Consider the following 25,915-nt stretch of genomic DNA (forward strand, 5'->3'; position numbering starts at 1 on the left):
GTGCATCTGCTCGAGATCAACGATCTCGCCGTCACCCTGTCCGGCCCGTCAGGTCGGCTCGCGGCCAGCCCCGGGGTGGCGGTGGCCGACCGCGACGGTCTGCACTTCGGGGCCGACGCCCGGGCCCGGGCCCGGCGCAACCCCCGCCGCACGTTCGATCGTTTCTGGGAACACCTGGACCAGCAGCCGCTGGCCGAGCCCGCCGGGCCGGCCCGCAGCCACGCCGATCTGGCCTATTACCATCTGCGGGCGGTGATCGAGGCGGCCGGCGAGCCGGTCCAGGCCGTGTGCCTGGCCGTGCCCGCCGAATATGACAAGCCGCGGCTGGCGCTGACCCTGGGCGTGGTCCAGGCATGCGGACTGGAAGTGACCGGGCTGGTGTGTGCGCCGGTGGCGGCCGCCGTCGGCCTCGGTCTGGAGCCGGGCCACTGGCGGCTGCTTGGCTTGCGCCTGCACGATCTGATCGCGGCAGACATCGAGGTCGGCCCGGACACGGTGGCGCTGACCGGCAGCCGCACCCTGTTGCGGCGTGGACTGGTGGATCTGGAAAGCCGCTGGGCCGGGCGCATCGCCGAACGCTTCGTGCGCGACACCCGATTCGACCCCCTGCATGACGCCGATACCGAGCAGCGCCTCCACGACACGCTGGACGAGTGGCTGACGGCACTGGCGGAGGTCACCACCGTGCGTGCCGCCATGCGCGTGGGGGATCGTGAATACCATGTCCCGCTGGACCGGAGGTTCCTGGCCGCGGGAGCCGAGGAGTTCTACCGGGCGGTTGCCGCCGAATTCACCGACGATGCCCGCGTGGTGCTGGATGCCCGGCTGGCCACGTTGCCGGGGTTGCTGGAGCAGCTCCCGAGCGCACCCGTGATCTGCCCTGCAGAGGCCCTGGCGGCCGGGATCGACGCGGCCGGGGATGCCATCCAGGCGGATGATCCGCAGGCCCCGCCCCATGTCACCCGTTTGCCCCGGTCTCGTGGCCGGCCGTTGCCGGCCGGCGGACCGACCAGCCGCCCGGCGCCCACCCATCTGCTGCGTGACGGGATGGCCACGCCGCTCGACCCGGCCGGCCAGGCACTCGGCGCGGCCCGGCTCGAGCCGGGCGATGACGGCTGGCACCTGCGTGGCGACGTCGACGCGGTGCGGATCAACGGCCGGCCGCCGACCGCGGATGCGCCGCTCGCAACCGGTGACTGCCTGCAGGCGGATGGTGCGGAGCTGTGGCTGATCGCGGTGTCGTCCGACCATGGCCCGGAATAAGCGCCCGCCTGCCACCTTCAGCCTGTCGTTCATCGATGCGATGTCCTGTGGTCTGGGCGCGGTCATCCTGCTGTTCATGATCATCAACCACGCCAGCGAAGTGCGCGCGGTCGACGCCAACCGGGATGTCGCCAACGAGGTCAGCGCCCTGGAAGCCGAGGTGATCGAGCGCCAGCAGCGGGTGGCGTCGCTGCAGGCCTCGCTCGACGAAACCCGCAAGCAGAGCCAGGCGGCGCGCGAGCGGGCCGAGCGGCTGGCCGCGGCGGCAGAGGAGCCGACGCCCGAGGACGATGCGGGGTCGGGCGAGCGTATCGCGGCGCTGAAACAGGAACTGCAGTCGCTGGAAAGCCGCGTGGAACAGCTGCGGGAACAGACCGATCCCGGCGACGCCACCCGTGCCCGGGCGGGCGACGGTGACCGCCAGTACCTGACCGGCATGAAGGTTGGTGGCAAGCATGTCCTGATCCTGCTGGACGCCTCCGCGAGCATGCTGGACGACGACATTGTCAACGTGATTCGGCGCCGCAACATGGACGAGTCCGCCCGTCGGGATGCGCCCAAGTGGCGGCGGGCGCGTGCTGCGGTGGACTGGCTGACCACCCAGGTGCCGCCGCAGTCGCGTTTCCAGCTCTATACCTTTGGCGAGCAGACCCGGGCGGCACTGTCGGGCACCGATGGGCAGTGGCTGAGCACCGACGGCGGCGCCCGGCTGACCGCTGCGGTGCGCGCGCTCGACCGGGTGGTTCCCGGCGGCGGCACCAGCCTGCAGAACGCCGCGGCCGCGGCGGCGCAGTTGTCGCCGCGGCCCGACAACATCTATCTGATCACCGACGGTCTGCCGACACAGGGCCGCGAGCCCCGCCGTGGCACCGTGTCCGGTAGCCAGCGGCTGAACCTGTTCCGGGACGCGGTCGCGGCCCTGCCCTCCGGGGTGCCGGTCAACATCCTGTTGCTGCCGATGGAGGGTGACCCGCTGGCGCCCAGCGCCTTCTGGCAGCTGGCCCAGGCCCGGGGCGGTGCCTTCATCACGCCCTCGGTGGACTGGCCATGAGCCGCCGGCGCCGCCGCCGGGAGGGCGAGGCCTTCGGGCTGTCGTTTCTGGATGCCATCTCCTGCGGCTTCGGCGCGATCGTGCTGTTGCTGGTGATCACCAAGACCGCGGAGCCCACCATCCAGCGCGAGCGCGGCCAGGGGCTGGAAGCGCTGGCTGCGGAACTGTCCCAGCGGCTGCCCGATCTGGCGTCGCGGGCGCAGGCCCTGGAAGCCGAGTTGAGCGAGGCCAAGACCTCGCTGGTCGAGACGCAGGACCGGGTGGCCGCGTTGGCCCCGCAGGCGGCCCGGGCTGAGCAGGAGCGGGCATCGCAGGCACTGGATTCACGCGCGTCGGCGGCCATCGAGCAGCAACTGGCCGAGGCCCGGCAATCGCTGACCGAGGAGATGCAGCGCCTGTATTCCCAGGGTATCCGCGCGCCCGACAGCCGGGTCGCCGGCATTCCGGTGGACAGCGAGTACATCATCTTCATCATCGATACCTCCGGCAGCATGCAGAGTTTTGCCTGGCCCGCGGTGCTGGCCAAGCTGCGGGAAACGCTGGCGGTTTACCCGCAGGTGAAGGGACTGCAGGTGATGAACGACATGGGGGACTACATGTTCTCCCAGTACGCCGGGCAATGGATTCCGGACACGCCCGGTCGACGCCGGGTGATCATGGATACGCTGGCCGGCTGGCAGCCGTTTTCCAACAGCAGCCCGGTGGAGGGGATCACCCGTGCGATCCGCACCTTCGCGGCGCCGGACAAGCGCATCAGCATCTATGTGTTCGGCGATGAATTCAGCGGCAACTCCATGCAGTCGGTGCTGGACACCGTGGCGCGACTGAATCCCCGCGACGCGCAGGGCCGGCCGCGTGTGCGTATCCACGCGGTGGGGTTCCCCACCCAGTTCGACCGCCAGGGCCGGGCCGGCGCCACCGGCATCCGTTTTGCCACGCTGATGCGTAAACTCACCGAGGAAAACGGTGGCACGTTCGTGGGACTGCGGGACACTCGATGAGCGGCATCGTCGCCACACCGGCAAGCACATGAACCCCAGGCACGGCGGCCGTTCCGGGATGCTCGCGGCCGGCGTTGCCGCCATGCTTTCCGCCGGCTGCGGCACCACGCCCGTGGCCCCCGAGGCTGCCCTGCCGGCACCGGTGGTGGCCGAACAGCCGGGCCGTGTTGCGCTGGTGATCACCCCCGAGTTCCGCCAGCGACGCTACACCGACGACGACTGGGACATTGCCCTGGGCGAACCGGTCGAATCCACGTTTCGCCGGACCCTGGACGCCCTTTATCGCGAGGTACGGGTCACGCAGACGCGGGACGCGGCCGGGGTCGACCTGCTGGTGATGCCGGTCTGGGAGGACGCGCAGATCAGCGGCCCCGGCGGCAGCCATACCGAGTTTCACGAGGCCTGGCTTCATTTTGACGTGCAGCTGTTCGATGACCAGGGCAAACGCGTCGATCGCTGGCCGATCCGCGCCTATGGCCGCAGCCACGACCGTCTGCTGGGTGACGACAAGGCGGTGACCGAGGCGCTCGATCGGGCCCTTCGTGACACCGCCACCGCGCTGATCCTCAAGCTGCGCGGACAGGCAATACCGGGCGGGGCGAACACGGCGCCCCCGGAGCCACAGCCATGAGCGGCGCCCGCGCGTGGTTGGCCGGCATGGCGATTCTCTGGCTCGCCGGGTGCGTGAACACCTCGATCGAACAGCTGCGCCAGAGTCCGTCGGGTGCGGCGCTGTCCACCGGCGAATCGGTGGTGGTGCTGGGGCGCAGCCAGCAGGGGGAGTACCGCACCGAGGACGGTTTCACCCAGTGCGTGGCGGACCGGGTCGGCGGCGCCGATCTTCCGGTGACGCCGGCGCAGGCGTTCAGCGATCGGCTGTTTCCCTGGTTCGAACCGCGGACTGCCCCGCAGAACGTGGACGACCTGCGGCGGTTGCTCGATGACCCGCTGATTGCCGAGCGTCTGCAGCAGAACCCGGTGCGTTACCTGGTCTGGATCGACGGCACCACCCGCGACACCGACAGCGGCGGCAGCATGGGCTGTGCCGTGGGTCCGGGCGGGGGCGGCTGTCTGGGCTTCGCCTGGTGGGAGAAGAGCGCCGCCTTCGAAGCCTCGGTGTGGGATGTCACCCGGGCCGCCGAGGTAGGGCGGGTAACCGTCGATGCCAGCGGTACGTCGTACATGCCGGCGGTCATCGTGCCGTTGCCGTTGCTGGCACGTACCGAAGCCGCGGCCTGCAGCGGCCTGGGCGATCAGTTACGCGAATTGCTGGCGCCGGATTCCTGACGCCGATATTGCGCCAGGATGATTGGCGCGGTTTCGCCGGTGGAAACCGGTTCAGCCGCTGCCCAGTCCCGCCGCCTGCACCAGCCCGATCAGTGGCTGCGGGAACAGTCCCACGCCCATCACCGCCAGCGCGATCAGCAGCACCATGATGCCGCCGGAGCGCTGGCCCCAGTCGTTGGCGGCATCCCGCCGCCTCTCGCCGGGCTCGAATAGGTACATCACCACCATCACCCGCAGGTAGTAGTAAAGGCCGATGGCGCTGCCCAGCACGATGCCGCCCACCAGCCACCACAGTTCCGACTGCACGCCCAGCGCAATCACGTAGAACTTGCCGATGAAGCCGGCGGTTGAGGGGATACCGGCCAGCGACAGCATCATCACCGTCAACACCGCGGCGAGATAGGGCCGGCGCCAGAACAAGCCGCGGAAGTTGTGAACGGCTCCGGCATCGGTACCGTCGTAGGGGCTGGATACCAGCGTCAGCACCCCGAACGCCCCCAGAGTGGCCAGCACGTAGGTGATCAGGTACATCCCGGCGGCCTCCACCGCCAGGCTGCCGGTGGCCACGATCGCGACCGTGATGTAGCCCATATGGGCGATGGAGGAATAGCCCAGCAGCCGCTTCAGATTGTTCTGCCGCAGGGCGAGCAGGTTGCCCACGATCATCGAGATCAACGCGATCGCCGCGATCATCTGGTGCAGAACGGCGTCTGCCGTGGCCGGGGCCGACTGGAACAGCCGTACCAGCACCGCGAACACCGCCACCTTGCTGACCGTGGCCAGGAAGGCGGCGGCGGGCGCCGGGGCGCCCTCGTAGACGTCCGGCGTCCACAGGTGGAAGGGCACCAGCGACAGCTTGAAGGCGATGGCGATCACCATCATGCCCACGCCGATCACCAGCCAGCTGCGGTGGATCACCCCATCGTCGATGGCGGCGCCCAGCTCGTTGATCTGCAGCGTGCCGGTGGCCGCGTACAGCAGCGCCATGCCGAACAGCAGGAACGCCGACGCCGCGGCCGACAGCACCATGTACTTCAGCCCCGCCTCCAGCGAGCGGTGGTCGCGATAGGTATAGGCGGCCATGCCGTAGAGCGGCACCGACAGCAGTTCCAGCCCGATGAACAGCGCCGCCAGATGCTGGCTGGCCGCCAGGATGATGCCCCCGGCCACCGCCGTGAGCAGCAGCATGTAGAACTCTTCCCGCCGCCCGGGGTAACCGTCCAGATAGGCATGGGCCAGCGTCGAGCAGGCCAGCGCTGCCACCAGGATGACGGCCGTGTAGAGCACCGTGTAGTCGTCGATGACGACCAGGTCGGTGACCGAGACCGGAGTGACACCCACCACCAGCAGCAGGGACACCAGCGCGGCATTCAGGCCCACCACGGTGATGGTGGCGTTAACGAAATGCTGGCGGGTCACGGCAATGCTGATGAGCACGGCCAGCGCCGTGCCGCAGACCAGCAGAACGGGCAGCAGGGCGAACAGGTCGGTACCGGTGAGGGTCATGGCCGGGACCTCAGGGCGTGGCCGGCCGCGGCCGGACGTCGGTGAACCAGTGCTGCACTTCGGTCATGGCGGTCTGCGATATATCCAGGACCGGCTGCGGATAGACGCCGATGCCGATGATCAGCGCCAGCAGCATGAGCAGCGTCAGGTATTCGCGGCCATTGAGGCCGGCCAGTTCCGCTTTTCCCTGGGCGGGGCCCCAGTACACCCGGTGCATGAGTACCAGGGCGTAGACCGCAGCCAGCACCAGCCCGCCGCCGGCCAGCACCACGACCACCGGGGCCACGCCGAAGGTCCCCACCAGAATCAGGAATTCGCCGATGAAATTGGCCGTGCCCGGCAGCCCCAGCGAGGCCAGCACGAACACCAGCGCAAAGCCCGGCAGCGAACCCAGGCGCGGAAACAGCCCGCCCATGCGGCGCATGTCGCGGGTGTGGATGCGTTCGTAGATCTGGCCGCTGAGGATGAACAGCCCCGCCGCGGAAAATGCGTGCGCCACCATCTGGATGATCACCCCCTGCAGGGCCAGCAGGGTGCCGGCGTAGATGCCGATCAGCACGAAGCCCATGTGGGAGATGCTGCTGCAGGCGATCAGCCGCTTGACGTCGTTCTGGGCCATCGCCAGCACCGCGCCGTAGTAGATGCCCACCAGGCCCAGGACCATGGCGACCGGTGCGAAGTGGGCGGAGGCGTCCGGGAACAATGGAATCGCGAAGCGCAGCATCCCGTAGGCGGCGGTCTTGAGCAGGATGCCGGCCAGGTCCACGCTGCCGGCAGTGGGGGCCTGGGCATGGGCGTCGGGCAGCCAGCCATGCAGCGGCACGGTGGGTAGTTTCACCGCGAAGGCGATGAAGAAGCCCAGCATCAGTACATAGCCAAGGGCGCCGCTGATGGGGGTCTCGCGCAGCACGTTGTAGTCGAAGGTGAACTCGCCGGTGTGGTTGTAGTGGACAAACACCAGCCCGAGGATCGACACCAGCATCAGCAGCCCGCTGGCCTGGGTATAGATGAAGAACTTGGTGGCGGCGGTGATGCGGGTGGCGCCACGGGAGCCGCTGTGGCCCCACAGCGCGATCAGGAAGTACATCGGCACCAGCATCATTTCCCAGAAGAAGAAGAACAGGAAAAGATCGATGGCCAGGAATACCCCGACCACGCCGCCGATGATCCACAGCAGGTTGAGGTGGAAGAAGCCGATGCGTCGGTCGATTTCCTGCCAGGAGCAGAGCACCGCCAGCAACCCGAGAAAGCAGGTCAGCATCAGCATGATCAGCGACAGGCCATCCACCGCCAGATGGAAGCTGATGCCGAAACGCTCGATCCAGTCGACACGGAACTCGGTGCCCCAGTCGGGCTGGTCACCGATCACCCCGGCCAGATGATAGTTGCCGGTCAGCCATAGCCAGACGGTCAGCCCCAGCACCGCCAGCATGGTGGCGGTGGCGATCCAGCGCGGCATGTCGGAGCCCGCGTGGGCGCGCTCGAGCAGCCAGCACAGCATGCCGCCAATGAAGGGAATCAGTAGCAACCAGACCAGGATCATGACGCGGGCATTCTCCTCAGGGCACCAGCAACAGCAGCAGGAAGGCGGTCGCCGCGGCGAACAGCACCAGCGCGTACCAGCGCAGCTGGCCGGTCTGGGTGATGGCCAGGCGGGCGTTGAGCTTCAGCGCCAGGGCCGGGATCAGATTCACCGTATCGTTGACCCAGTCCATGCGGTGGAAGCGAACCAGGGCCAGATAGGGCCGCACGAACACCCGGTCGTACAGCGCATCGAAGCCCCAGGCGTGGTGCCAGAATCGCCACAGCCGCGCCCCGTGGCCGCCGGCCACGAGCCGGGCCGCCCGTTGCCGCGAGCCCAGGAACAGCCCGGCGGCGATGCCCACACCGACAATGGCCACGACGCTGGACAGGATCTCGATTGTGAGTTTCAGGGCGTGGCTGTGGTCCCCGCCATGCCCGGTGCCGAAAAGATCGGCCACCGGCGGATGAATCCAGGCGCCCAGGAAGGTGGACAGCAGCGCCAGCACGATCAGCGGCAGGTGATGGGACATGCCGTGGCCGGGGTGGGCCTCGGTCTGTAGCGGTCCGTGGAAGACGATGAAGATCATCCGGAAGGTATAGATCGAGGTGAGCAGGGCACCGGTCAGCCCCGCCAGCCACAGCACCGGATAGCCGTTGGCAAACGCCAGCCAGAGAATCTCGTCCTTGGAATAGAAGCCGGCCGTGACCAGCGGCAGGGCGGCCAGCGCGGCGCCGCCGATCAGGAACAGCGCGTAGTCGAACTTCAGCGTGCGGGCGAGGCCGCCCATGCGGAAGATGTTCTGTTCGTGATGACAGGCGATGATCACCGAGCCCGAGGCCAGGAATAGCAGCGCCTTGAAAAAGGCATGGGTCATCAGGTGAAAGATGGCCGCCTCCCAGGCCCCGGCACCCAGCGCCAGGAACATGTAGCCGATCTGGCTCATGGTGGAGTAGGCCAGCACCCGCTTGATGTCGGTCTGGGCCAGGGCCGCGAACCCGGCCATCAGCAGGGTGAGTGCGCCCACGATGCCGACCGCGTAGAGCGCCGTCGGCGCCAGTTCGAACAGCCCGTGCATCCGGGCGATCAGGTAGACGCCCGCAGTCACCATGGTGGCGGCATGGATCAGCGCGGAGACCGGGGTGGGGCCGGCCATGGCATCGGCCAGCCAGGTCTGCAGCGGCAGCTGGGCGGACTTGCCCACGGCGCCACCCAGCAGCAGAAAGGCCGCCAGCGTGGCCATGGCATCGCCCTCGGCCCAGACTTCCGGCGCCTGCGCCAGCAGGGTCGGAATGTGCAGCGTGCCGAATGCGGCGAACAGCACGAACAGGCCCAGAACCAGAAAGACGTCGCCCACCCGGGTGACGATGAAGGCCTTGAACGCCGCCCAGGCATTGGCCGGCTCCTTGTAATAGAACCCGATCAGCAGATAGCTGCACAGGCCGACCCCTTCCCAGCCCAGGAACAGCAGCAGCAGGTTGTCGGCCAGTACCAGCACCAGCATGCTGAACACGAACAGGTTCATGTACGCGAAGAAGCGCGTCATGCCCGGCCCGCCCTCGAGATCGTGACGCATGTACCAGCCGGCGAACACGTGGATCAGAAACCCCACTCCCACGATCACGCCGATCATGGTGGCCGTGAGCCCGTCCAGGTGAAGGGTGATGCCGGGTGCCAGATCGCCCACCGTGAACCAGGTCCACAGCGGCTGGCTGACGGTACCGCCGTCGCCGTTGGCAAATCCCAGCAGCGTCTGCCCGGTCGCTGCCAGGGCCAGTGCCATCGAGCCGACCCCGATGGTTACCGCCGCGCGGTCACCCAGACGGTAGCCGAACGACAGCAGCACCGCGCCGAGCAGAGGGAACAGCGGGATCAGTGCCAGACTGGTCATCCCTTCATCCCCGCCACTGCGTCGATGTCCAGGGTGCGATAGGTGCGCCGCATCTGCAGCAGCAGGCCCAGGCCGATGCTGACCTCGGCGGCCGCCAGCGTCAGCACGAAGATGTACATGATCTGGCCGTCAGGCTGCTGCCAGGCCTGGCCGGCCACCACGAAGGCCAGGCCGGCGGCATTCATCATGATCTCCAGGCTGATCAGGATGAACAGCAGGTTGCGCCGGACCACGAGGCCGACCAGGCCCAGGGCGAACAGGATGCCCGCCAGTGCCATGCCGTGTTCCACCGGCAATGCCATGTCCATCGTGTTATCCCCTCTCCCTCACGATGCGGTCAGCGACCATCGACTTCCCGTCCCACATGAGCGGCAATCACCAGCGCGGCGAGCAGCAGGAACGCCGCCAGTTCCACCAGCAGCAGATAGGGACCGAACATCGCGGCGCCGATCGCCTTGGGCGCCAGCTCCGTACCGCTGACCGCACCAACCGAGGCGCCGCCCCACAGCAGTCTGGTCATCACCGCCAGCAGCACCGCCGCGGCAATGCCGGGCCCCACCCAGAGACCCGGCGCCAGCCACTGCCTCTCCTGGTCGATGCTGGCCTGGTCGACGTTGAGCATCATCACCACGAACACGAACAGCACCACGATCGCCCCGGCGTAGACGATGACCTCCAGCGCCGCCGCGAAGGGCGCACCCAGGGTAAAGAACACCACCGCAATCGACAGCAGCGACGCGATCAGATACAGCAGCGCGTGTACCGGGTTGCTGTGAGTGACCACTCGAAGCGTGGTCAGCACGGCAATCGTGGCGGCGATGTAAAAGGTCAGTTCCACTGTTTCAGGTCCATTGTCTTGAACCGCAAAGGGCGCGAAGGTCGCAAAGTTCCTGCTTGTACCTTTTTTACCCTTTGCGTCCCTTGGCGCTCTTTGCGGTTAATGTTCCTCACGGCATCAGCGATTTCACGTCAATCGGCTTTTCCTCGTTCTGCGCTTCGCCCTTGTCCTTGCCGCCCACCGCCATGCCGGCGACGCGATAGAAGTTGTACCCGGGCTGCTTGCCCACGCCGGAGATCAGCAAGTCATCCTTTTCGTAGACCATCTGCTGGCGGTCGAACTCGCCCATCTCGAAATCGGGCGTGAGCTGGATGGCATAGGTGGGGCAGGCCTCTTCGCAGAACCCGCAGTAGATGCAGCGCGAGAAGTTGATCCGGAAGGTATCCGGTTTCCAGCGGCCGGTGTCGTCCTCGGTCTTGGTCAGGGCGATGCAGTCCACCGGGCAGGCCACCGCGCAGAGGTTGCAGGCCACGCAGCGTTCCTCGCCGTCCGGGTCGCGCGTCAGCACGATGCGACCGCGGTAGCGTGGCGGCAGGTAGGGCCGCTCCTCGGGGTACTGCACCGTGTCGCGCTTGCGGAAACTGTGTAGGAAGACCATCCAGATTGTGCGCAGGTGGCTCAGCATGGCTTCGCTCCGCGAAGCAGTTTCGTGTTTCGTGTTTCAAGTTCCGAGTGAGCAGCGATAGCTGCAAGGCCTGACGTGTCGACCTTGAAATCCGAAACTCGAAACTTGAAACGGGAGGTTTCCATATGCAGGTCGCTCATGACGCCCCCAGTGCCAGAACCATGGCGCCGGTCACCGCCACATTCAGCAATGCCAGGGGCAGCATTACCTTCCAGCCGAAGCTCATCAACTGGTCATAGCGTGGCCGCGGCAGCGAGGCTCGCAGCAGGATGAAGAACACCACCACCGCGCTGGTCTTCAACGCGAACCAGACCAGTGGTGGCAGCCAGGGGCCCAGCCAGCCGCCGAGAAACAGCACGACGGTCATGGCCGATACCAGGATTACGCCGACGTATTCGCCCACGAAGAACATGCCGAACTTCATGCCCGAATATTCGGTATGGAAGCCGGCGGTCAGCTCGTGCTCGGCCTCGGGCAGATCGAACGGCATGCGGTGGGTTTCGGCCACCCCGGCGATGAAGAAGATCACGAAGCCCAGGAACTGCGGCACCACGTACCACAATCCGGCCTGGGCCTCGACGATGGTGCGCAGGTTGAAGCTGCCGGCCTGCATCACCACGCCCAGCAGCGCCAGCCCCATGAACACCTCGTAGGACACCATCTGGGCTGCAGTACGCATACCGCCGAGCAGGGCATACTTGTTGTTCGAAGCCCAGGCCGCGAATACCACGGCGTAAACCCCCAGCGAGGTCATGGCCAGGAAGAACAGCAGCCCGATGTTCATGTCGATGATGCCGATACCCGGCGCGAACGGCACCACTGCAAAGGCCATCAGCCCGGTGAACATGGCCAGTGCCGGGGCCAGGACGAAAACGAACTTGTCGGCGAACGGCGGGATCCAGTCCTCCTTGAAGAAGATCTTGATCATGTCCGCCACGACCTGCAGCACCCCGAACGGGCCGACGCGGTTGGGACCATAGCGGTCCTGCCAGAGACCCAGCAGGCGGCGCTCGATCCAGGTCAGGAAGGCAGCCGATCCGACCAGCACGCCGAGAATGGCGCCGATCTGCGCGCCGGTGCCGATCACGGCGATGGCGGTGTCGTCGATCACGGGGTCACCACCGCGGGCAGTGTCAGCCCGGTCAACCCCGGCAGTCCCACCGGCAGACCGATGCTGCGATCGGCGAGGCTGTCCAGGACACGGACCGGCAGGCTCAGGTGCTCACCGCTGACGGTCAGGGTCAGGGTGTCGCCGTCGGCCAGGTGCAGTTCCCGCGCCGCCGCGGCGTTGAGGGCGGCATAGGGCGTCGGGATGCGCCCGGCCATCGCCGGGGCCAGGGCGGACTGCGGCTCGCCGCCGAACAGATGATGCACCGGTACGGCTAGCCAGTCGTCGGCGGCCGGTGCGCCGTCCTCGAGCGGACCCGGTTCACCCGCGCCGTCCAGCGGCAGGCGTACGCCCGGATCGCCGCCACCCAGCGCACCACCGACCTCGTCCTGGAACTTGGTGATGGCCTGCTGGTTGGAATCCCAGCCCGGTGCCCAGGCGAAGGGCAGCAGCGCCCCGGGCCGGCGGCCGGGCCAGCCCTCCATGCTGAAGGCCAGCGGTGAATCCGGATCCCGTGGTGGTGTGGGCTCATGCACGCTGACATTGGCATGCAGGGCGGTGCGGCCCGAATAGCGATGCGTGGCGCGGGGCAGCCGCATGCCGGCGATGCGGAAATCCGCGCCGGGCGCGGCGTCGGCCACGCCGGCCAGATGTGGCCGGGCGGTGGTCATATGGGTGATCACGTCGTCGAGACCGTCCCAGTCCATAGGCCGATCCAGCCGGCGCAGCAGGGCGGCGCACCAGCGCCAGCTCTCGCGCACCGGTTCCTCGGCGGCGTAGACCTGAAAGAAGCGTTGGGCACGTCCTTCATTGTTGATCAGCGTGCCGTCGGACTCGGCGAAACTGCCGGCCGGCAGGGCCGCGTGGGCACGGGTGAGAGTGGCGTGCAGACTGTGATCGATCACGATGACGTGGGTGGCAGCCTCCAGGGCGGCATCCACCCGGGCCGCCGGGGCACGCTGATAGAGGTCGTTTTCCACCACCATCACCGTGTCCGCGCTGCCGTCCACCAGGCGGTCCAGCGCATGCTCGACGCTGATACCGTCGAGCAGGTCCACCCCCAGGCTGTTGCACTCGGGCAGGGTCAGGAACAGATGGCCCTTGTCGCCCAGCGCGCCGGCTACCGCGCCGGCGGCGTTCAGGATGCCGGCGTCGCCGGCACCGGTGCCGGCGACGACCAGCGGCCGTTCGGCGCCGGCCAGGGCGTTCGCGATGGTGGCGGCCTGTTGCTGCAGGGCCGGATCAAGCCCGTCGGGCGCCGGCTGGCTGGCGTCCAGGGCATGGGCCACGGCCCGGCCCAGCGCCGCGACGTCCGCCGGCCGGGCGCGGCAGGTCGCGGCAGCCACGTCATCCAGCGCGGTTGCGGCCGGGCTGGCGATGAACAGGGGGTGGCGGCGATCGCCGGCGATGTCGCGCACCGCGCGGTCATGCCAGCGGGGGATGCCGTGGGCCTCCGCATGATCCCGGGCCGCCCCGCGTACCGACTGGCGCAGCGACAGGGCCAGCCGCGCGGCGGTGTTAGTGACGTCCTCGCCGAGAATCAGCACGGCATCACATTGCTCGGTTTGCCGCAGGCTGGGGCGTTCTCCCGGGTGTTGCGCCAGCAACTGGCGTGCGCGGTGAACCAGCGCCTGCTCGCCGGCAGCCATGCCGGTGCTGAAATGAGCCGCCCCCACCAGTTCCCGCAGGGCGTGATTGGTTTCCAGTGATGCCCGGGGGGAGCCGATGCCGACAACGCCCCTGGCGGCACGCAACTGTTCGGCAATGGTCTGCAGCGCGGCGTCGGTCTCGGCGGGTTGCAGGCCGTTGCCCGGGCTGCGCAGTTGCGCCTGCCGCGGTCGGTCGTCGCGATTGACGAAACCGGCGCCGAAACGGCCGCGGTCACACAGGAAGTAGCCGTTGATCTCGCCGTGGTAGCGGTTCTGGATGCGCTTGAGCACGCCGTCCCGGGCGCCGGGCGAGGTATTGCAGCCCAGCGAACAGTGCTGGCAGATGCCGGGGGCTGCCTGCATGTCCCACTTGCGGGTATAGCTTGCCCCCAGGGTCTTGTCGGTGAACACACCGGTGGGGCACACCTCCACCAGATTGCCGGAGAAGGGGTTCTCCAGCGCGCCGTCCTCGTGGCGGCCGAAATAGACGTTGTCGTGGGCGGCGAAGGCCTCCAGATCGTCGCCCCCGGCGTAGTCGCGGTAGTAGCGTACGCAGCGATAACAGGCGATGCAGCGGTTCATCTCGTGGTTGATGAACGGGCCCAGGTCCTGATTGCGGTGGGTGCGCTTGGTGCCGCGATAGCGCCGGCGGGTGTGCCCGGTCATCAGGGTCATGTCCTGCAGGTGGCATTCGCCGCCTTCCTCGCACACCGGGCAGTCGTGCGGGTGGTTGATCATCAGCCATTCGATGATGCGGGCACGGAAATTGACCGCATCGGCATCATTGAGGGCAATGCGGGTACCGTCGGCGGCCGGCGTCATGCAGGCCATGACGATGTTGCCCTGTTCGTCGTCGGCGTCGCGGAACTGCTTGACCGCACACTGGCGGCAGGCACCCACCGAATCGAGACAGGGATGCCAGCAGAAATAGGGCAGGTCGTAACCCAGCGACAGCGCGGCGTCGAGCAGATTCTTGCGCCCGTCGACGTCGTGTGGCCTTCCATCAATCGTGAGTCTTGCCATATCCGTCAGCCTGCCAACCGCAAAGAGCGCAAAGGACGCAAAGGGTTAAAGGTCTCTCGCCACGCGTTTGATGCCGTTGCGCATGCTGGTCACATTGAAGTTCAGCAAGAGCGCCAGTCGGCAATCGCTCAGGCGCAAGTAGGTCAATACCTGTGCCTCATGGATGGGTGCGAACTTGTCGACTGATTTCAGTTCGGTCACGAGACAATCGTCGACAAGCATATCCAGTCGAAACCCACAGTCGAGCTGGATTTTCTTGTAAGCCACGGGCATCGCGACCTGCCGCTGGAACGGGACGCCGCGTGTGTGGAGCTCATGCGCAAGTGCCTGTTCGTAGGCCGATTCCAGCAAGCCGGGCCCGAGTTCCCGGTGCACTTCGATGGCTGCACCAATAACTTCGTGGGAGCGCGCATTAACATCCTTCGCGCTCTTTGCGTCCTTTGCGGTTAGTGTCATGCGCCCTCCACCTCCACCGGCACCAACGCGTCCAGCTCATCGCGGAAGTACTTCAACGCACTTTCCAGTGGCCCCATCGCGCCTGGGGCATGGGCGCAGAAGGTCATGCCCGGCCCCAGCAGCTTGGTGTGCATGACCAGGTTCTGGATATCGCCCGGTTGACCGCGGCCCTGTTCCAGGTCGAGCAGCAGTTTTTCCACCCAGGGCAGACCGTCGCGGCAGGGGGTGCACCAGCCGCAGGATTCCTGGGCATAGAAATGCTCGAGATTGCGCAGTACGCCGACGATCGGCGTGTCCTCGTCCACCACGATCATGGTGCCCGTACCCAGACGGCTGCCGGCGGCGCCGACGCCCTCGTAGTCCATGGGCACGTCCCGGTGCTCGTCGGTGAGGAACAGGGTGGAGCCGCCCCCAGGCAGCAGGCCCTTGAGCCGTTTGCCGCCGCGTACGCCGCCGAAGTGTTCGTCGAGCAGCTCGCCCATGGGCACGCCCATTGGCAGCTCGACCAGGCCCGGTCTTTCGACATGCCCTGATGCGCCGAAAAGCTTGGTACCGCCATCCTTGTGCCGGCCCAGCCCCTGATACCAGTCGGCACCGTTGGCCACGATGTGTGGCACGTTGCAAAGGGTCTCCACGTTATTGACCGTGGTGGGGCGCCCGAACAGGCCGCTGGCGGCGGGGAAGGGCGGCTTGGAGCGGGGGATGGCCCGCTTGCCTTCCAGGGCCGAGAGAAGCGCGCTTTCCTCGCCGCAGATGTAGCGGCCGGCGCTCATGTGCAGATGGATATGCAGGGAGAAATCGGTATCCAGTATGTGCTCGCCCAGCAGGCCGGCATCGGCGGCTTCGTCGATGGCCCGCTGTAGCCGGCGCTGTGATTCCACATACTCGCCGCGGATGAAGACATAGCAGAGGTCTGCGCCAATCGCATAACTGCCGATAATCAGCGCCTCGATGAACTGGTGCGGATCGCCCTCCATGAGCAGCCGGTCCTTGAAGGTGCCCGGTTCCATCTCGTCCGCATTGGCCACCAGGTACATATGCGGCGGCCGTTCCGGATCGCCTCGTTCAAAGCGCGGCATGAAGCCCCACTTCATGCCGGTGGCAAAACCCGCACCGCCGCGCCCGCGCAGCCCGGACTGCTTCACGAGATCGGTGACCGATTGCGGGGTCATCTCCTGCAGGGCCTTGCGCAACGCCTGATAGCCGCCGGCGGCTTCGTATTCAGCCAGGGTGGGTGGCGTGCGATCCGGACGGATGTTGCGAGTCAGGACCTTCATGGCTTCGCCCCGGCGGATGGTTTCGTGAGTCGTGTGTCGTGTGTCGTGCAGGTAATCCCCGGCGCGCGGCTTGCCGAACCCAAAATGAAACACGACACCGGAAACTTGAAAACGTAACCGCTACTCATAACGCGCCAGCACCTCATCGATCCGTTCCGATGTCAGCCTGCCGTGGTAGTCCTCACCCACCCGCATCGACGGGGCGTTGTCGCAGTCGCCCAGGCAGCAGATGGGCAGCAGGGTGAAACGCTCGTCCGGGGTGGTCTCCCCGTAGTCGATACCCAGCGATTCGGTCAGATGCGCCTTGACCCCGTCATAGCCGCACAGGTAGCAGGACACCGAGTCGCAGACCATGATCACGTGCCGGCCCACCGGGCGGCGGAATATCAGGTTGTAGAAGGTGGCGACCGACTCCATCGCCGCCACGGAAACCCCGACCACCTCGGCGGCGGCGGCCAGCGCCTCGTCCGATACCCAGCCGCGGTGTTGCTGCACCACTTTCAATGCCTCGATGGAGGCGGCCTGGGGGTTCTCGTACAGCCCCATCTCGTGCCGGATCTCGGCAATTTCCTCGTCACTCAGCGTCATGTCGCCATCCTGCGAAAACCGCGGAGGTCGCAAAGCACGCAAAGCGTTTCTCGCTGTAGCGCAATCGCTGTATCCATCCCTTCGCGCACTTTGCGTCCTTTGCGGTTCGGGTAGTTGATGTTCCTCATCGATCCACATCCGCCATCACGAAATCGATCGACGCGATGATCGCGATCAGGTCCGGCACCATGTGGCCGCGGCTCAGGAACGGGATCATCTGCAGGTGGGCGAAGCTGGGCGTGCGGATGCGCGTGCGGTAGCTCATGGTCCCGCCATCGGAGGTGATGTAGTAGCTGTTGAGCCCCTTGGTGCCCTCGACCATGCCCTCGCATTCCCCCGGTGGAACCACCGGACCCCAGCTTACGGTCAGGAAATGGGCGATGAGCGTCTCGATGTCCTGCATCGTGCGCTCCTTGGGCGGCGGGGTGGTCATGCGGTGATCAGACTTGTACTCACCGCCGGGCATGTTGGCCAGGCACTGGCGCACGATGCGCACGCTCTGGCGCATTTCCTCCAGTCGCACCATGGCGCGGTCGTAGCAGTCGCCGCGCGTACCCACTGGCACGTCGAACTCGAATTCGTCATAGCCGGCGTAGGGGCGCTCCTTGCGCAGGTCCCATCGATATCCGGTGGCCCGAAGCATGGGGCCGGTGGCGCCCCAGTCGATGGCCTCCTCGGGCGTCATCGCGCCGATGCCGCGGGTGCGCCGGATGGTCAGGTCGTTGCGCATGGCCATGCGCTCGTACTCATCCAGCCGTTCGGGGAACCAGTCAAGGAATTCGCGCACCTTGCGGTCCCAGCCCTCGGGCAGGTCCATGGCCATGCCGCCGATGCGGAAGTAGGCCGGATGCATGCGAAAGCCGCAGATGGCCTCGATGATGTCGTAGACCTTCTGCCGGTCGGTGAACATGTAGAAGATCGGGCTCATGCCCCCGATGTCCTGGATGAACGTACCCAGGAACAGCAGGTGGGACATGATGCGGAACAGTTCGCAGAGCATCACGCGGGACACCCGTGCCCGCGGCGGCACCTCGATGCCCAGCATCTGCTCCATCGCCATCACGTAGGGCAGTTCGTTCATCACCCCGCCCAGGTAGTCCACCCGGTCGGTGTAGGGGATATAGGTGTGCCAGGACTGGCGCTCGCCCATCTTCTCGGCGCCGCGATGGTGATAGCCGATGTCGGGCACCGCGCCCAGGATTTCCTCGCCATCGAGCTGGACTACCACCCGGAACACACCATGCACGCTGGGGTGGTTGGGGCCCAGGTTCAGGAACATGAACTCGCTGTCGGCGGACTCGCGCGCCATGCCCCATTCCTCGGGCTTGAAATGCAGCGCGTCTTCCTCGACCTGCATGCGTTCCGGCGGCAGGGAGAACGGGTCGACCTCGGTGGCGCGGGCGTAGTGATCCTTGCGCAGCGGGTGCCCTTCCCAGGTGGGCGGCATCAGGATCCGCCGCAGGTTGGGGTGGCCCTCGAAGGTCACCCCGAACATGTCCCAGGCCTCGCGCTCGTACCAGTTGGCGTTGGACCACAGGTCGGCAATGCTCGGCACACTCGGAGGCTCGCCGGTGAGCGCCACCTTGAGACGAATCTCGCGCACCGGCTCCAGCGCCAGCAGGTGGTAGACCACGGTGAAATTGCTCGCCGGCAGACCGTCGCGATGCTCGCGCGCCCGCTCGTCGATCACGGTGATGTCGTAGAGCATGAGATAGGCGACGCTGGCCTCGCGCTTGAGATAAGCCAGCACGTCGCGCAACAGGTCCGCCCCGGTCCACAGTGTAGGGAGGCCGTCCGCGGTGGCCTGGGTCAGGAACGCTGATTCGCCGAAACGCGTGATCAGCTCGGCGCGGATGTCGGTGGGGGTCAGCATCGCGCGGGCTCCGCGTGATGCGGTTTCGTGTTTAGTGTTTCGTGTTTCGTGTCGGGACTATCGAGCCATATGCCCATGGCCGTCAGTCGGGACGATTGCCTGGCGAGGGCCTTAATACAATGCGGAGACGGCGTGCGCGCCGGAACGCCCCGCCTTTCAACACGAAACCTGAAACACGAAACCTCAAACACCATCACACCCCGTCCGGCGTGCGCAGATCGGATTCGGCCATGCGGCCGCTGCGCTTGCGTTCGCGGTTGGACAGTTTCGGCGCCTTGGTCACGCCCTGCGGGCCGATTGCCCAGGACAGCGGCCGGGTTTCCGAGCCGATCGACTCCTGCAATAACATCAGGCCCTCAAGAAAGGCCTCGGGCCGCGGCGGGCAGCCCGACACGTAGACATCCACCGGCAGGAACTTGTCCACCCCCTGGACCACGGAGTAGATGTCGTACATGCCCCCGGAATTGGCGCAGGAGCCCATGGAGATCACCCAGCGTGGCTCCATCATCTGCTCGTAGAGGCGCTGGATTACTGGCGCCATCTTCATGAAAACGGTGCCGGAAATGACGATGACGTCCGCCTGGCGGGGGGTGGCACGAATCACTTCGGACCCGAACCGGGCCAGATCGTGGGGTGTGGTGAAGGCGCTGGCCATCTCGACGTAGCAGCAGGACAGGCCGAAATTGAACGGCCAGACGGAGTTCTTGCGCCCCCAGGCGACCAGGTCATCCAGTTTCGCCAGCACGACGTTCTTGCGCACGGCATCATCGAAGCCACCGTCGCCCGCCGGCTGCTCGGCGGGTTGGTGGGGCCTGGTCCACGACCAGCGCATCTGGTTAACCTCCTTGCCGCAGATCGAATCGGTTGCGGCTGCACCGTTCTGGCTGTTGCGGTCGAGCCTGGCGGACCCCCACGTCCGTCGCCCGACCACCGTTATAAACCCTTACTTAAGGCGTCAACCGCCCCGTTGCCCGCTTGCGGTCGGGCCGCGCGCCCCAGTCGAGCGCGCCCAGCCGCCACTCGTAGACGAGAGCGACGGTCAGTATGAACAGGAACACCATGGCACCAGCGTAGCCGGGCCAGCCCACCTCGGTGGCGGCAATGCCCCAGGCGAACAGGAACACCACTTCGAGATCGAACAGCACGAAGAAGATGGCTACCAGGTAGAACTTGGCGGAGTAGCGCATGCGAGCGTTGCCCACCGGCTTCACGCCGGATTCGTATGGCTCGCCGGTCACGCGGTCCTGATGGCGGCCGCCCAGCACATGCGACAGGCCCAGCATCAGGCCGATCATTCCCAGCACCGCTACCGTATAGGCAAGCAATGGCCAGATTGCGCTGGCGCTCTCGGTCAACGGACTCATCGCGTTACACCGCCCTTATACCCGCTGGGGTATTGGATTGATAATCGGCGCTACACGGCAAACCATGACGGAAATAATCACGCTTGACTAGAGGTGCATCGTGTCGGCGGCCATCCAGTAGAGTGTCGTTGCGCGAATCGGTATCATTGCCGGCTGGACAGGCGCCCGGGTCAGGCGCTCGTACTCCCCACGAAATGAGGATTGTCGGCATGGAACAGCAGGCCGTAACCACCGCGTACAAGCGGCTCGCCAGCACCTATGACCGGTTCTTCGGGCCCGTTTTCGAGCAGGGTCGCCAGCGGGCGCTGCGGAAGATGGGCTGCCAGGCAGGCCAGCATATTCTTGAAGTCGGCGTGGGCACCGGGCTGTCCCTGCCGCAGTATCCGGATGGCGTCCGGGTCACCGGCATCGACGTGTCCGAGCCGATGCTCGAGCGTGCCCGTCGCCGGCTGAACGGCCATGCCGACCGCATCGACCTCGCGGTCATGGATGCGCAGGATCTCGAGTACGAAGATGACAGCTTCGACAAGGTCGTGGCCATGTACGTGGCCTCGGTCGTGCCCGACCCGGACGCGATGATCCGCGAGATGAAACGGGTGTGCCGCCCGGGCGGTGAACTCTACATCGTCAATCACTTCAGCCGTGATCGGGGCATGATGGCGAAGCTGGAGCGTGTCGCTGCGCCCCTGTCCGAACTTGTAGGGTTCCGCCCGCTGTTCCCGCTGCAGGACTTCCTGTCCATGGCACAGCTCGAGGAGGTGGAGATCGAACCCGTCAACGCCTTCGGATACTGGTCGCTGATTCGCGCGGTCAACCGCTAGCCCGATACCGCGCCGACATGGGCATTGCCGGGGAATTGTGACGCGCGCTGGGCGTTGTGCCCGGATTCCCGCTGACCCGAGTGCCGTGCGCTCTTAAGATCTGGCTTTTCCGACTTCCTGTGGAAAAATGACGCCTCCGCCGAAGGGGGTTGACACCCTGCGACACCCGGCCTATGATGCAGCGCAGCATTGTTGCAATGCAACAATGCTGCATTCCACTATCGCAAAACGGCAACCGGAGGAAGGGACACCATGGCGATTCAGGACATGATCAAGGACGTTGCGGCGCGCGTCGATCGCGCGCGCAAACCGTATCAGGATGCGCTCAACACCTATGTGGACGTGCAGAAGAAGGCGTTCAAGGTGGTTACTGGCGGCGCCCGTACGCTAGCCCGCACCGAGATTCAGGCAGCGAAGGACGTTTTCTCCGCCGCCCGGTCGAGCTTCGAAAAGGCCCGTACCGACGGCGTGCGCCAGGTGGCGAATCAGCCCCAGGCCTACCTGCCGGAAGGTCGTGACCGTCTGGTCAGCGCCTACAAGGACACACTCGACCTGATCGTGAAGACCAGCAACGAGCTCACCGACGTGATGGCCGATGGCTACAAGAAGGTGCTCAAGTCGCTCAACGGCAAGCCCGCGGCCAAGAAGAAGGCGCCGGCCAAGAAGCCGGCCCGCAAGACGGCTGCCAAGCGTGCCAGCAGCACCGGCACCAAGACGTCGACCGCGCGCAAGACCACCACAAGCAAGGCCAAGTCCACCGGCAACGGTTCGGCGGCGACTTCCGCCTCCTAGGATCTGTCGGCCAATGATGGCCCCGGCCCGGCAGGTCCTTTCGGATCTGACCGGGCCTTTTTTGGTTATGTACCGAGAAAAGCAGCTGAAAAGACAGGCCGGCTAATGCCGGTCCTGCTGATTTTGACCCTGCAGCAGCAGGCACCCTGTAGGGTGGACTTTAGTACGCTGTTGCTGCCTATCTCTGAGCGTTATTTTCAGCACGGAGGCTGATTGTAATGAAGACATTGTCACGCTATGTACGCGCCGGGGCGGGCGCGGTTCTGGCAGCCCTGCAGCAACTGGTCACGGCCGAACAGGTTCACGTGCAGGTGCAGTGGCAGCGTCTTCAGGCCCGCGCCAATGTGGCGCTGCAGGCCGGTGACGTCGGAACCCTGCTGCGGGATCAGCGGCGGCTGCGAACCCCCTCTGTCGATGGAGTGAAGGCGGTCTCCGTCTGGCGCAGCGCATTGGTCGCGGCCCGGCAGCACTGGCAATCCCGGGTTCAGTCCTTGCCGCTGGAGGACTGACCGCCGGACTTGCGCCGCGAACCGGTACGGCGTGTGCCTGACCCGCTGGCCTTGCTCTGGCTCTTTCCGGTCTCCGCGTCGCCCTCTTCCTCGGTATACAGGCGGCTGGCGGCCATGCCCAGGATTCGCTGCAGCGTCTTGTTGCCCCAGTCGGTGGTTTCCCGCAGCAGTTCCGCCGGATCAAAATTGTCGGCGCCACGCGACACGCGCGTGCGCACGTAATCAATCATGTCTTCCTGCAGGCCGGCCACATCCGGCAGGCCCAGGAAGTGCCGCAGCTCGGCGGGCGTGACGTCGATTTCGATATTTATCTTCATGGATTCATCCGGCCGCTGAAATCTTCACGGGCATTAAAGCACGGCGGGCGGCGGTGGCAAACGGCAGGCGTCAGCGCGGCTTGTTGGGCCGCTTGGCCAGCTTGCGCTGGAGGGTACGGCGGTGCAGGCCCAGCGCCCGGGCGGTGGCGGAGATGTTGCCGCCATGGGCATCGAGCACCCGTTCGATGTGATCGCGCTCCAGCCGCTGCAGCGAGGGTGGCTCGATGTGCGTGGGTGCCGCGTCGTCGGACAGGGCGGCGAGAATCTCGGCGGCGGTGGCGGGCTTGGGCAGATAGTTGGCGGCGCCCAGCTTGATGGCGGCCACGGCTGTCTGAACGGTGGCAAAGCCGGTCAGCACCAGGATTCGCAGGTCGGGGCGGCAGGCCAGCAGGGGTTCGATCAGGGCCAGGCCCGAGTCCTCGCCGAGGTGCAGATCGAGAATCGCGGCGTCGGGTGCGAATTCCTGGGCCAGGGCGATGGCGTCGCCCGGAATGCTCGCCACTCGTGCATTCAGTCCCCGTCGTGACAGGCTTCGGGCGAGTGTGGCCGCGAACACGGCATCATCTTCGATAACTAGCACCTTCATGCCGGTCGCAACCGGCTTAGCGGCAGGCACACCTCGGTGCGCAGTCCCCGCGGCTGACGGTTGGACTGGCGGACTTCACCGCCCAGATACTCGATACTCGAATGGGTCAGCACCAGCCCCAGGCCGTGGCCGTCCGCGTGCGAGGTGAACACCTGGCGACCGGCCCGGTGCAGGTCGGCTGCGCTCAGGCCCGGTCCCTGATCCTCGATGATCACGATCAGCTGATTGTTCGCCACCGTGGCCCGGATGTGCACCGGCGAGCCCGGAGCCGATCGGGCGGCGTTGTCCAGCATGTTGGCCAGGGCCGGTTGCAGCACCGGCGACTCTTGAATGGACAGTTGGCTCGACAGTCCGGAAAAATCCGCCTCGATGGGGGTATCCGGATGTGCCATGCGCCACTGCTCCAGCAGCGCTGCCAGAACGGTACGGATTGGTCGCATCGACGGTACGGGGTCGGCATTGGCGGCGAGCAATGTGCGAAGCCGTTGCCGGCACTGGTCGATCTGATCGGCCAGGGTGTCGAGATCGGCGTGGACGTTCGGAGACAGTGCCGGTTCGTTGCGCAACTCATCCACCAGCAGCGTCATGGTGCTCAGCGGGGTGTTCAGCTGGTGTGCTGTGCTGGCGGCCAATGTGCCGGTGGCCACGATCTGTTCGTCCCGTAGCGCTTTCTCCCGCGCCTCGCCGAGATCCTGCTCGCGCTGGCGCAGCAGTCCGGCCAGCCGGACCAGCGCGATGGTGGTAAGCGTGGCGGCGATCATGAAGTTCAGCCACATGCCGGCCACATGCAGGAAGAAGAAGTCGCCGCCGCCGTGGTGGCCTGCCGGCATGGTCGCGTACACCGCAAACAGACCGGAGTAGGCCGCCGCGCACACGGCCCATACCACCCAGGCGCTGGCCATCGGCATGGCCGCGGCGGCAATGGCCACCGGCACCAGATAGAGGGAAACGAACGGATTGGCCGGGCCGCCGGACAGGGCCAGCAACAGCGTCAGCGCGAGAATGTCCGCCCCAAGATGAATGAAGACCGTGGTCTGGGTGACGGCCTGTCGATTGGCGCCGAGCCCGGTCAATACGTTGAACCCGACCAGCGCGACGGGTATTGCCAGCATTGGCGTGAGTGGCAGTGCAACGTCCGGCAGGGCACTCGCCAGCAGTGTGCCAGCCGCCTGCAGCGCCGCCGCCAGCCAGCGCAGGCGGCGAAGCAGGCCAATAACCTGGGGTGGCGTGAGGACGACTTGGTCGGTCATGCGGGTCTCGCGTGGGGCTGTCATGTTACCCGGATGCGCGGGCTGGGAAGTCTCGGATTGCGCCTGCCGGTACCGCGAATGGTCGCGTTGCACCGGCGTTTACGAGCTGCCCTAAAGTTTGTGTAGCCGCAGCCGTTACAAGGCCTGTAGGATAAATACCACAACTTCTGTGCGATGATTGCGTTTGGGTAGGGGTGGTGCTAGCTTACGTGTCCCAAAATTAACCGCCGTTTCCGTATTTTTCAGAATCCCTGCGAGGAGAGACAAATGATGAAGAAGCAACTGTTTGCCGGCGCCGCGGCGCTGGCGTTTGCTGGTGGTGCAACCGCCGCTGACCCAGTCGGTAACTTCCTGGCCGGCCTCGACGGTGCCGCCGTTAATCTCGACGCCACACTCGACGCACTGGTGGTGGGAAATTCCAGCGGTACCGCCGACAGCCTCACCGCCTTGGTCACAGAGTTCAGTGTGACGGTATCCAAGGACACCGCGGGTGAAGATCTGGCCGTCATGGGTGCCGATCTGGGCAATCAGCTCAACGACACCGGCCAGCAGTTCCTGTATCCGCTGCTCGATCAACTGACCATGCCCGGTGCCGAGCCGCTGGCGCCGTTCGCGCAGTTCTATCTGGCTTCGGGCGTCCTGGCCCAAGGGATTCCCTTCGTGACCCCGGCTGGTGACGTCACCTTCTTTAACCCCGGTGGGGCTTCCTCGCTGGAAGGTTTCGGACTGCCCGTGAGCACGCTCGCCGACCTTATCGGCCCGGGTGGCCAGCTATCGACTTTGCTCGGTGAGATCCTGGCCGGCGGTGCGCCGGGTGGTGGGGCTTTCGCCTTGCCGCTTCCGGGTCTGGGTGACGGTCCCGAAGGCGGTCTCCCCGGTGCGGACAGCCTGCTCGGGCTCCTGTCGGTTGGCAGTGACGGGTTAGGCCCGGAGGGGTTGCTGGCCCTGCTTCCGATTCCCGGTAGCGATGGTGCCGAAGGCGGCCTGCCCGGTCTGGATGCGCTGCTGGTACTCCTTCCGATCGGGGGTGGGGACGACTCGCCGTTGGGCGCGCTCCCGCTCGGTCCGGATGCACTGCTAGCCCTGCTGCCGATTCCCGGTGGTGATGGTGCCGAAGGCGGTCTGCCCGGTCTGGATGCGCTGCTGGTGCTGATCCCGATGGGCGGCGACGGCTCGCCGCTGGGTGCACTTCCGCTGGGTCCGGATGCGCTGCTCGGGCTGCTGAGCAGCTTTAGCCTGCCGGGTCTGAATGGTGCCTGAACCGCTTTCAGCCTGACCGGTTGAAGCGCATCGAGCCCCCGCCCCGGCGGGGGCTTTT

At 66.2% G+C, this 25,915-nt stretch carries 26 protein-coding genes; 9 read left to right on the forward strand and 17 right to left on the reverse strand.

Features of this window, described 5'->3' with window-relative positions:
• From RM532_RS09660 to RM532_RS09680, 5 genes are read left to right on the forward strand one after another with little or no spacing between them, the layout of a single operon-like run.
• The gene (locus tag RM532_RS09660; RefSeq protein ID WP_311653116.1) at nt 1–1,263 is read left to right on the forward strand and encodes an Hsp70 family protein; all 1,263 of its coding nucleotides are present in this window, start codon (nt 1–3) and stop codon (nt 1,261–1,263) included.
• Complete coding sequence (locus RM532_RS09665) at nt 1,250–2,314, forward strand: vWA domain-containing protein (protein WP_311653117.1); 1,065 nt, start codon at nt 1,250–1,252, stop codon at nt 2,312–2,314. Before RM532_RS09660 ends, RM532_RS09665 begins: the two co-directional genes overlap by 14 nt.
• A complete protein-coding gene (locus RM532_RS09670) occupies nt 2,311–3,315 on the forward strand; it encodes a vWA domain-containing protein (protein ID WP_311653118.1) in 1,005 nt (334 codons plus the stop codon). The genes RM532_RS09665 and RM532_RS09670 overlap by 4 nt, the downstream gene beginning before the upstream one ends.
• The gene (locus tag RM532_RS09675; protein ID WP_311653119.1) at nt 3,281–3,946 is read left to right on the forward strand and encodes a hypothetical protein; all 666 of its coding nucleotides are present in this window, start codon (nt 3,281–3,283) and stop codon (nt 3,944–3,946) included. The genes RM532_RS09670 and RM532_RS09675 overlap by 35 nt, the downstream gene beginning before the upstream one ends.
• Nucleotides 3,943–4,602: a hypothetical protein gene (locus RM532_RS09680; RefSeq protein WP_311653120.1), complete on the forward strand. Its 660-nt coding sequence runs from the start codon at nt 3,943–3,945 to the stop codon at nt 4,600–4,602. Before RM532_RS09675 ends, RM532_RS09680 begins: the two co-directional genes overlap by 4 nt.
• 51 nt (nt 4,603–4,653) lie before the next feature.
• Here the strand turns inward: RM532_RS09680 and nuoN are convergent, their stop codons facing one another.
• The 14 genes from nuoN to ndhC all read right to left on the reverse strand — a co-directional run bounded on the left by nuoN (nt 4,654) and on the right by ndhC (nt 20,322).
• Nucleotides 4,654–6,108, reverse strand: coding sequence for an NADH-quinone oxidoreductase subunit NuoN (nuoN, locus tag RM532_RS09685; RefSeq protein ID WP_311653121.1), 1,455 nt, complete (start codon nt 6,106–6,108; stop codon nt 4,654–4,656).
• A gap of 10 nt (nt 6,109–6,118) precedes the next feature.
• Entirely contained in the window at nt 6,119–7,651 is a 1,533-nt protein-coding gene (gene nuoM / locus RM532_RS09690) for an NADH-quinone oxidoreductase subunit M (RefSeq protein WP_311653122.1), read from the reverse strand.
• A 16-nt stretch (nt 7,652–7,667) separates the two neighbouring features.
• Entirely contained in the window at nt 7,668–9,521 is a 1,854-nt protein-coding gene (nuoL, locus tag RM532_RS09695; protein ID WP_311653123.1) for an NADH-quinone oxidoreductase subunit L, read from the reverse strand.
• A complete protein-coding gene (gene nuoK, locus RM532_RS09700) occupies nt 9,518–9,823 on the reverse strand; it encodes an NADH-quinone oxidoreductase subunit NuoK (protein WP_311653255.1) in 306 nt (101 codons plus the stop codon). Before nuoK ends, nuoL begins: the two co-directional genes overlap by 4 nt.
• A gap of 35 nt (nt 9,824–9,858) precedes the next feature.
• Entirely contained in the window at nt 9,859–10,359 is a 501-nt protein-coding gene (gene nuoJ, locus RM532_RS09705; protein ID WP_311653124.1) for an NADH-quinone oxidoreductase subunit J, read from the reverse strand.
• Between the two features lie 109 nt (nt 10,360–10,468).
• Nucleotides 10,469–10,984 carry an NADH-quinone oxidoreductase subunit NuoI gene (gene nuoI, locus RM532_RS09710; RefSeq protein WP_311653125.1) on the reverse strand — a complete coding sequence of 172 codons (516 nt, stop codon included), beginning with the start codon at nt 10,982–10,984 and terminating at the stop codon, nt 10,469–10,471.
• 136 nt (nt 10,985–11,120) lie between these two features.
• The gene (gene nuoH, locus RM532_RS09715; RefSeq protein WP_349255303.1) at nt 11,121–12,077 is read right to left on the reverse strand and encodes an NADH-quinone oxidoreductase subunit NuoH; all 957 of its coding nucleotides are present in this window, start codon (nt 12,075–12,077) and stop codon (nt 11,121–11,123) included.
• A 14-nt stretch (nt 12,078–12,091) separates the two neighbouring features.
• On the reverse strand, nt 12,092–14,764 hold the full coding sequence (gene nuoG / locus RM532_RS09720; protein ID WP_311653127.1) for an NADH-quinone oxidoreductase subunit NuoG: 2,673 nt from the start codon (nt 14,762–14,764) through the stop codon (nt 12,092–12,094).
• Between the two features lie 45 nt (nt 14,765–14,809).
• The gene (locus tag RM532_RS09725; RefSeq protein ID WP_311653128.1) at nt 14,810–15,220 is read right to left on the reverse strand and encodes a GxxExxY protein; all 411 of its coding nucleotides are present in this window, start codon (nt 15,218–15,220) and stop codon (nt 14,810–14,812) included.
• Nucleotides 15,217–16,497: an NADH-quinone oxidoreductase subunit NuoF gene (gene nuoF, locus RM532_RS09730; RefSeq protein WP_311653129.1), complete on the reverse strand. Its 1,281-nt coding sequence runs from the start codon at nt 16,495–16,497 to the stop codon at nt 15,217–15,219. Before nuoF ends, RM532_RS09725 begins: the two co-directional genes overlap by 4 nt.
• A gap of 120 nt (nt 16,498–16,617) precedes the next feature.
• The gene (gene nuoE, locus RM532_RS09735; RefSeq protein WP_311653130.1) at nt 16,618–17,085 is read right to left on the reverse strand and encodes an NADH-quinone oxidoreductase subunit NuoE; all 468 of its coding nucleotides are present in this window, start codon (nt 17,083–17,085) and stop codon (nt 16,618–16,620) included.
• A 124-nt stretch (nt 17,086–17,209) separates the two neighbouring features.
• Entirely contained in the window at nt 17,210–18,958 is a 1,749-nt protein-coding gene (gene nuoC / locus RM532_RS09740; RefSeq protein ID WP_311653131.1) for an NADH-quinone oxidoreductase subunit C/D, read from the reverse strand.
• Nucleotides 18,959–19,151: 193 nt separating this feature from the next.
• Entirely contained in the window at nt 19,152–19,790 is a 639-nt protein-coding gene (locus RM532_RS09745) for a NuoB/complex I 20 kDa subunit family protein (RefSeq protein WP_311653132.1), read from the reverse strand.
• Nucleotides 19,791–19,905: 115 nt separating this feature from the next.
• Nucleotides 19,906–20,322, reverse strand: a complete 417-nt coding sequence (gene ndhC / locus RM532_RS09750) for an NADH-quinone oxidoreductase subunit A (RefSeq protein WP_311653133.1) — start codon at nt 20,320–20,322, stop codon at nt 19,906–19,908.
• Between the two features lie 209 nt (nt 20,323–20,531).
• Here ndhC and RM532_RS09755 point away from each other — a divergent pair, with 209 nt between their 5' ends.
• From RM532_RS09755 to RM532_RS09765, 3 genes are all read left to right on the forward strand, one after another.
• The gene (locus RM532_RS09755) at nt 20,532–21,143 is read left to right on the forward strand and encodes a class I SAM-dependent methyltransferase (RefSeq protein WP_311653134.1); all 612 of its coding nucleotides are present in this window, start codon (nt 20,532–20,534) and stop codon (nt 21,141–21,143) included.
• 252 nt (nt 21,144–21,395) lie between these two features.
• Entirely contained in the window at nt 21,396–21,935 is a 540-nt protein-coding gene (locus RM532_RS09760; RefSeq protein WP_311653135.1) for a hypothetical protein, read from the forward strand.
• Between the two features lie 218 nt (nt 21,936–22,153).
• Nucleotides 22,154–22,444: a hypothetical protein gene (locus RM532_RS09765; RefSeq protein ID WP_311653136.1), complete on the forward strand. Its 291-nt coding sequence runs from the start codon at nt 22,154–22,156 to the stop codon at nt 22,442–22,444.
• Here the strand turns inward: RM532_RS09765 and RM532_RS09770 are convergent.
• From RM532_RS09770 to RM532_RS09780, 3 genes are all read right to left on the reverse strand, one after another.
• Nucleotides 22,420–22,761 (reverse strand): hypothetical protein, encoded by a 342-nt coding sequence (locus RM532_RS09770; RefSeq protein WP_311653137.1) that lies wholly within the window; start codon nt 22,759–22,761, stop codon nt 22,420–22,422. The two genes, RM532_RS09765 and RM532_RS09770, sit on opposite strands and share 25 nt — an antisense overlap.
• A 70-nt stretch (nt 22,762–22,831) precedes the next feature.
• Nucleotides 22,832–23,347 (reverse strand): response regulator transcription factor, encoded by a 516-nt coding sequence (locus RM532_RS09775; RefSeq protein WP_311653138.1) that lies wholly within the window; start codon nt 23,345–23,347, stop codon nt 22,832–22,834.
• Nucleotides 23,344–24,597, reverse strand: coding sequence for a sensor histidine kinase (locus RM532_RS09780; RefSeq protein ID WP_311653139.1), 1,254 nt, complete (start codon nt 24,595–24,597; stop codon nt 23,344–23,346). The genes RM532_RS09775 and RM532_RS09780 overlap by 4 nt, the downstream gene beginning before the upstream one ends.
• Nucleotides 24,598–24,864: 267 nt before the next feature.
• On the opposite strand from RM532_RS09780, the gene RM532_RS09785 reads away from it, so the two are divergent.
• Entirely contained in the window at nt 24,865–25,857 is a 993-nt protein-coding gene (locus RM532_RS09785; protein WP_311653140.1) for a hypothetical protein, read from the forward strand.
• Nucleotides 25,858–25,915 lie beyond the last annotated feature (58 nt).

The sequence above is a fragment of the Spectribacter hydrogenoxidans genome (assembly GCF_031846275.1).
GTDB classification, from domain to species: Bacteria; Pseudomonadota; Gammaproteobacteria; order Nevskiales; family Salinisphaeraceae; genus Spectribacter; species Spectribacter hydrogenoxidans.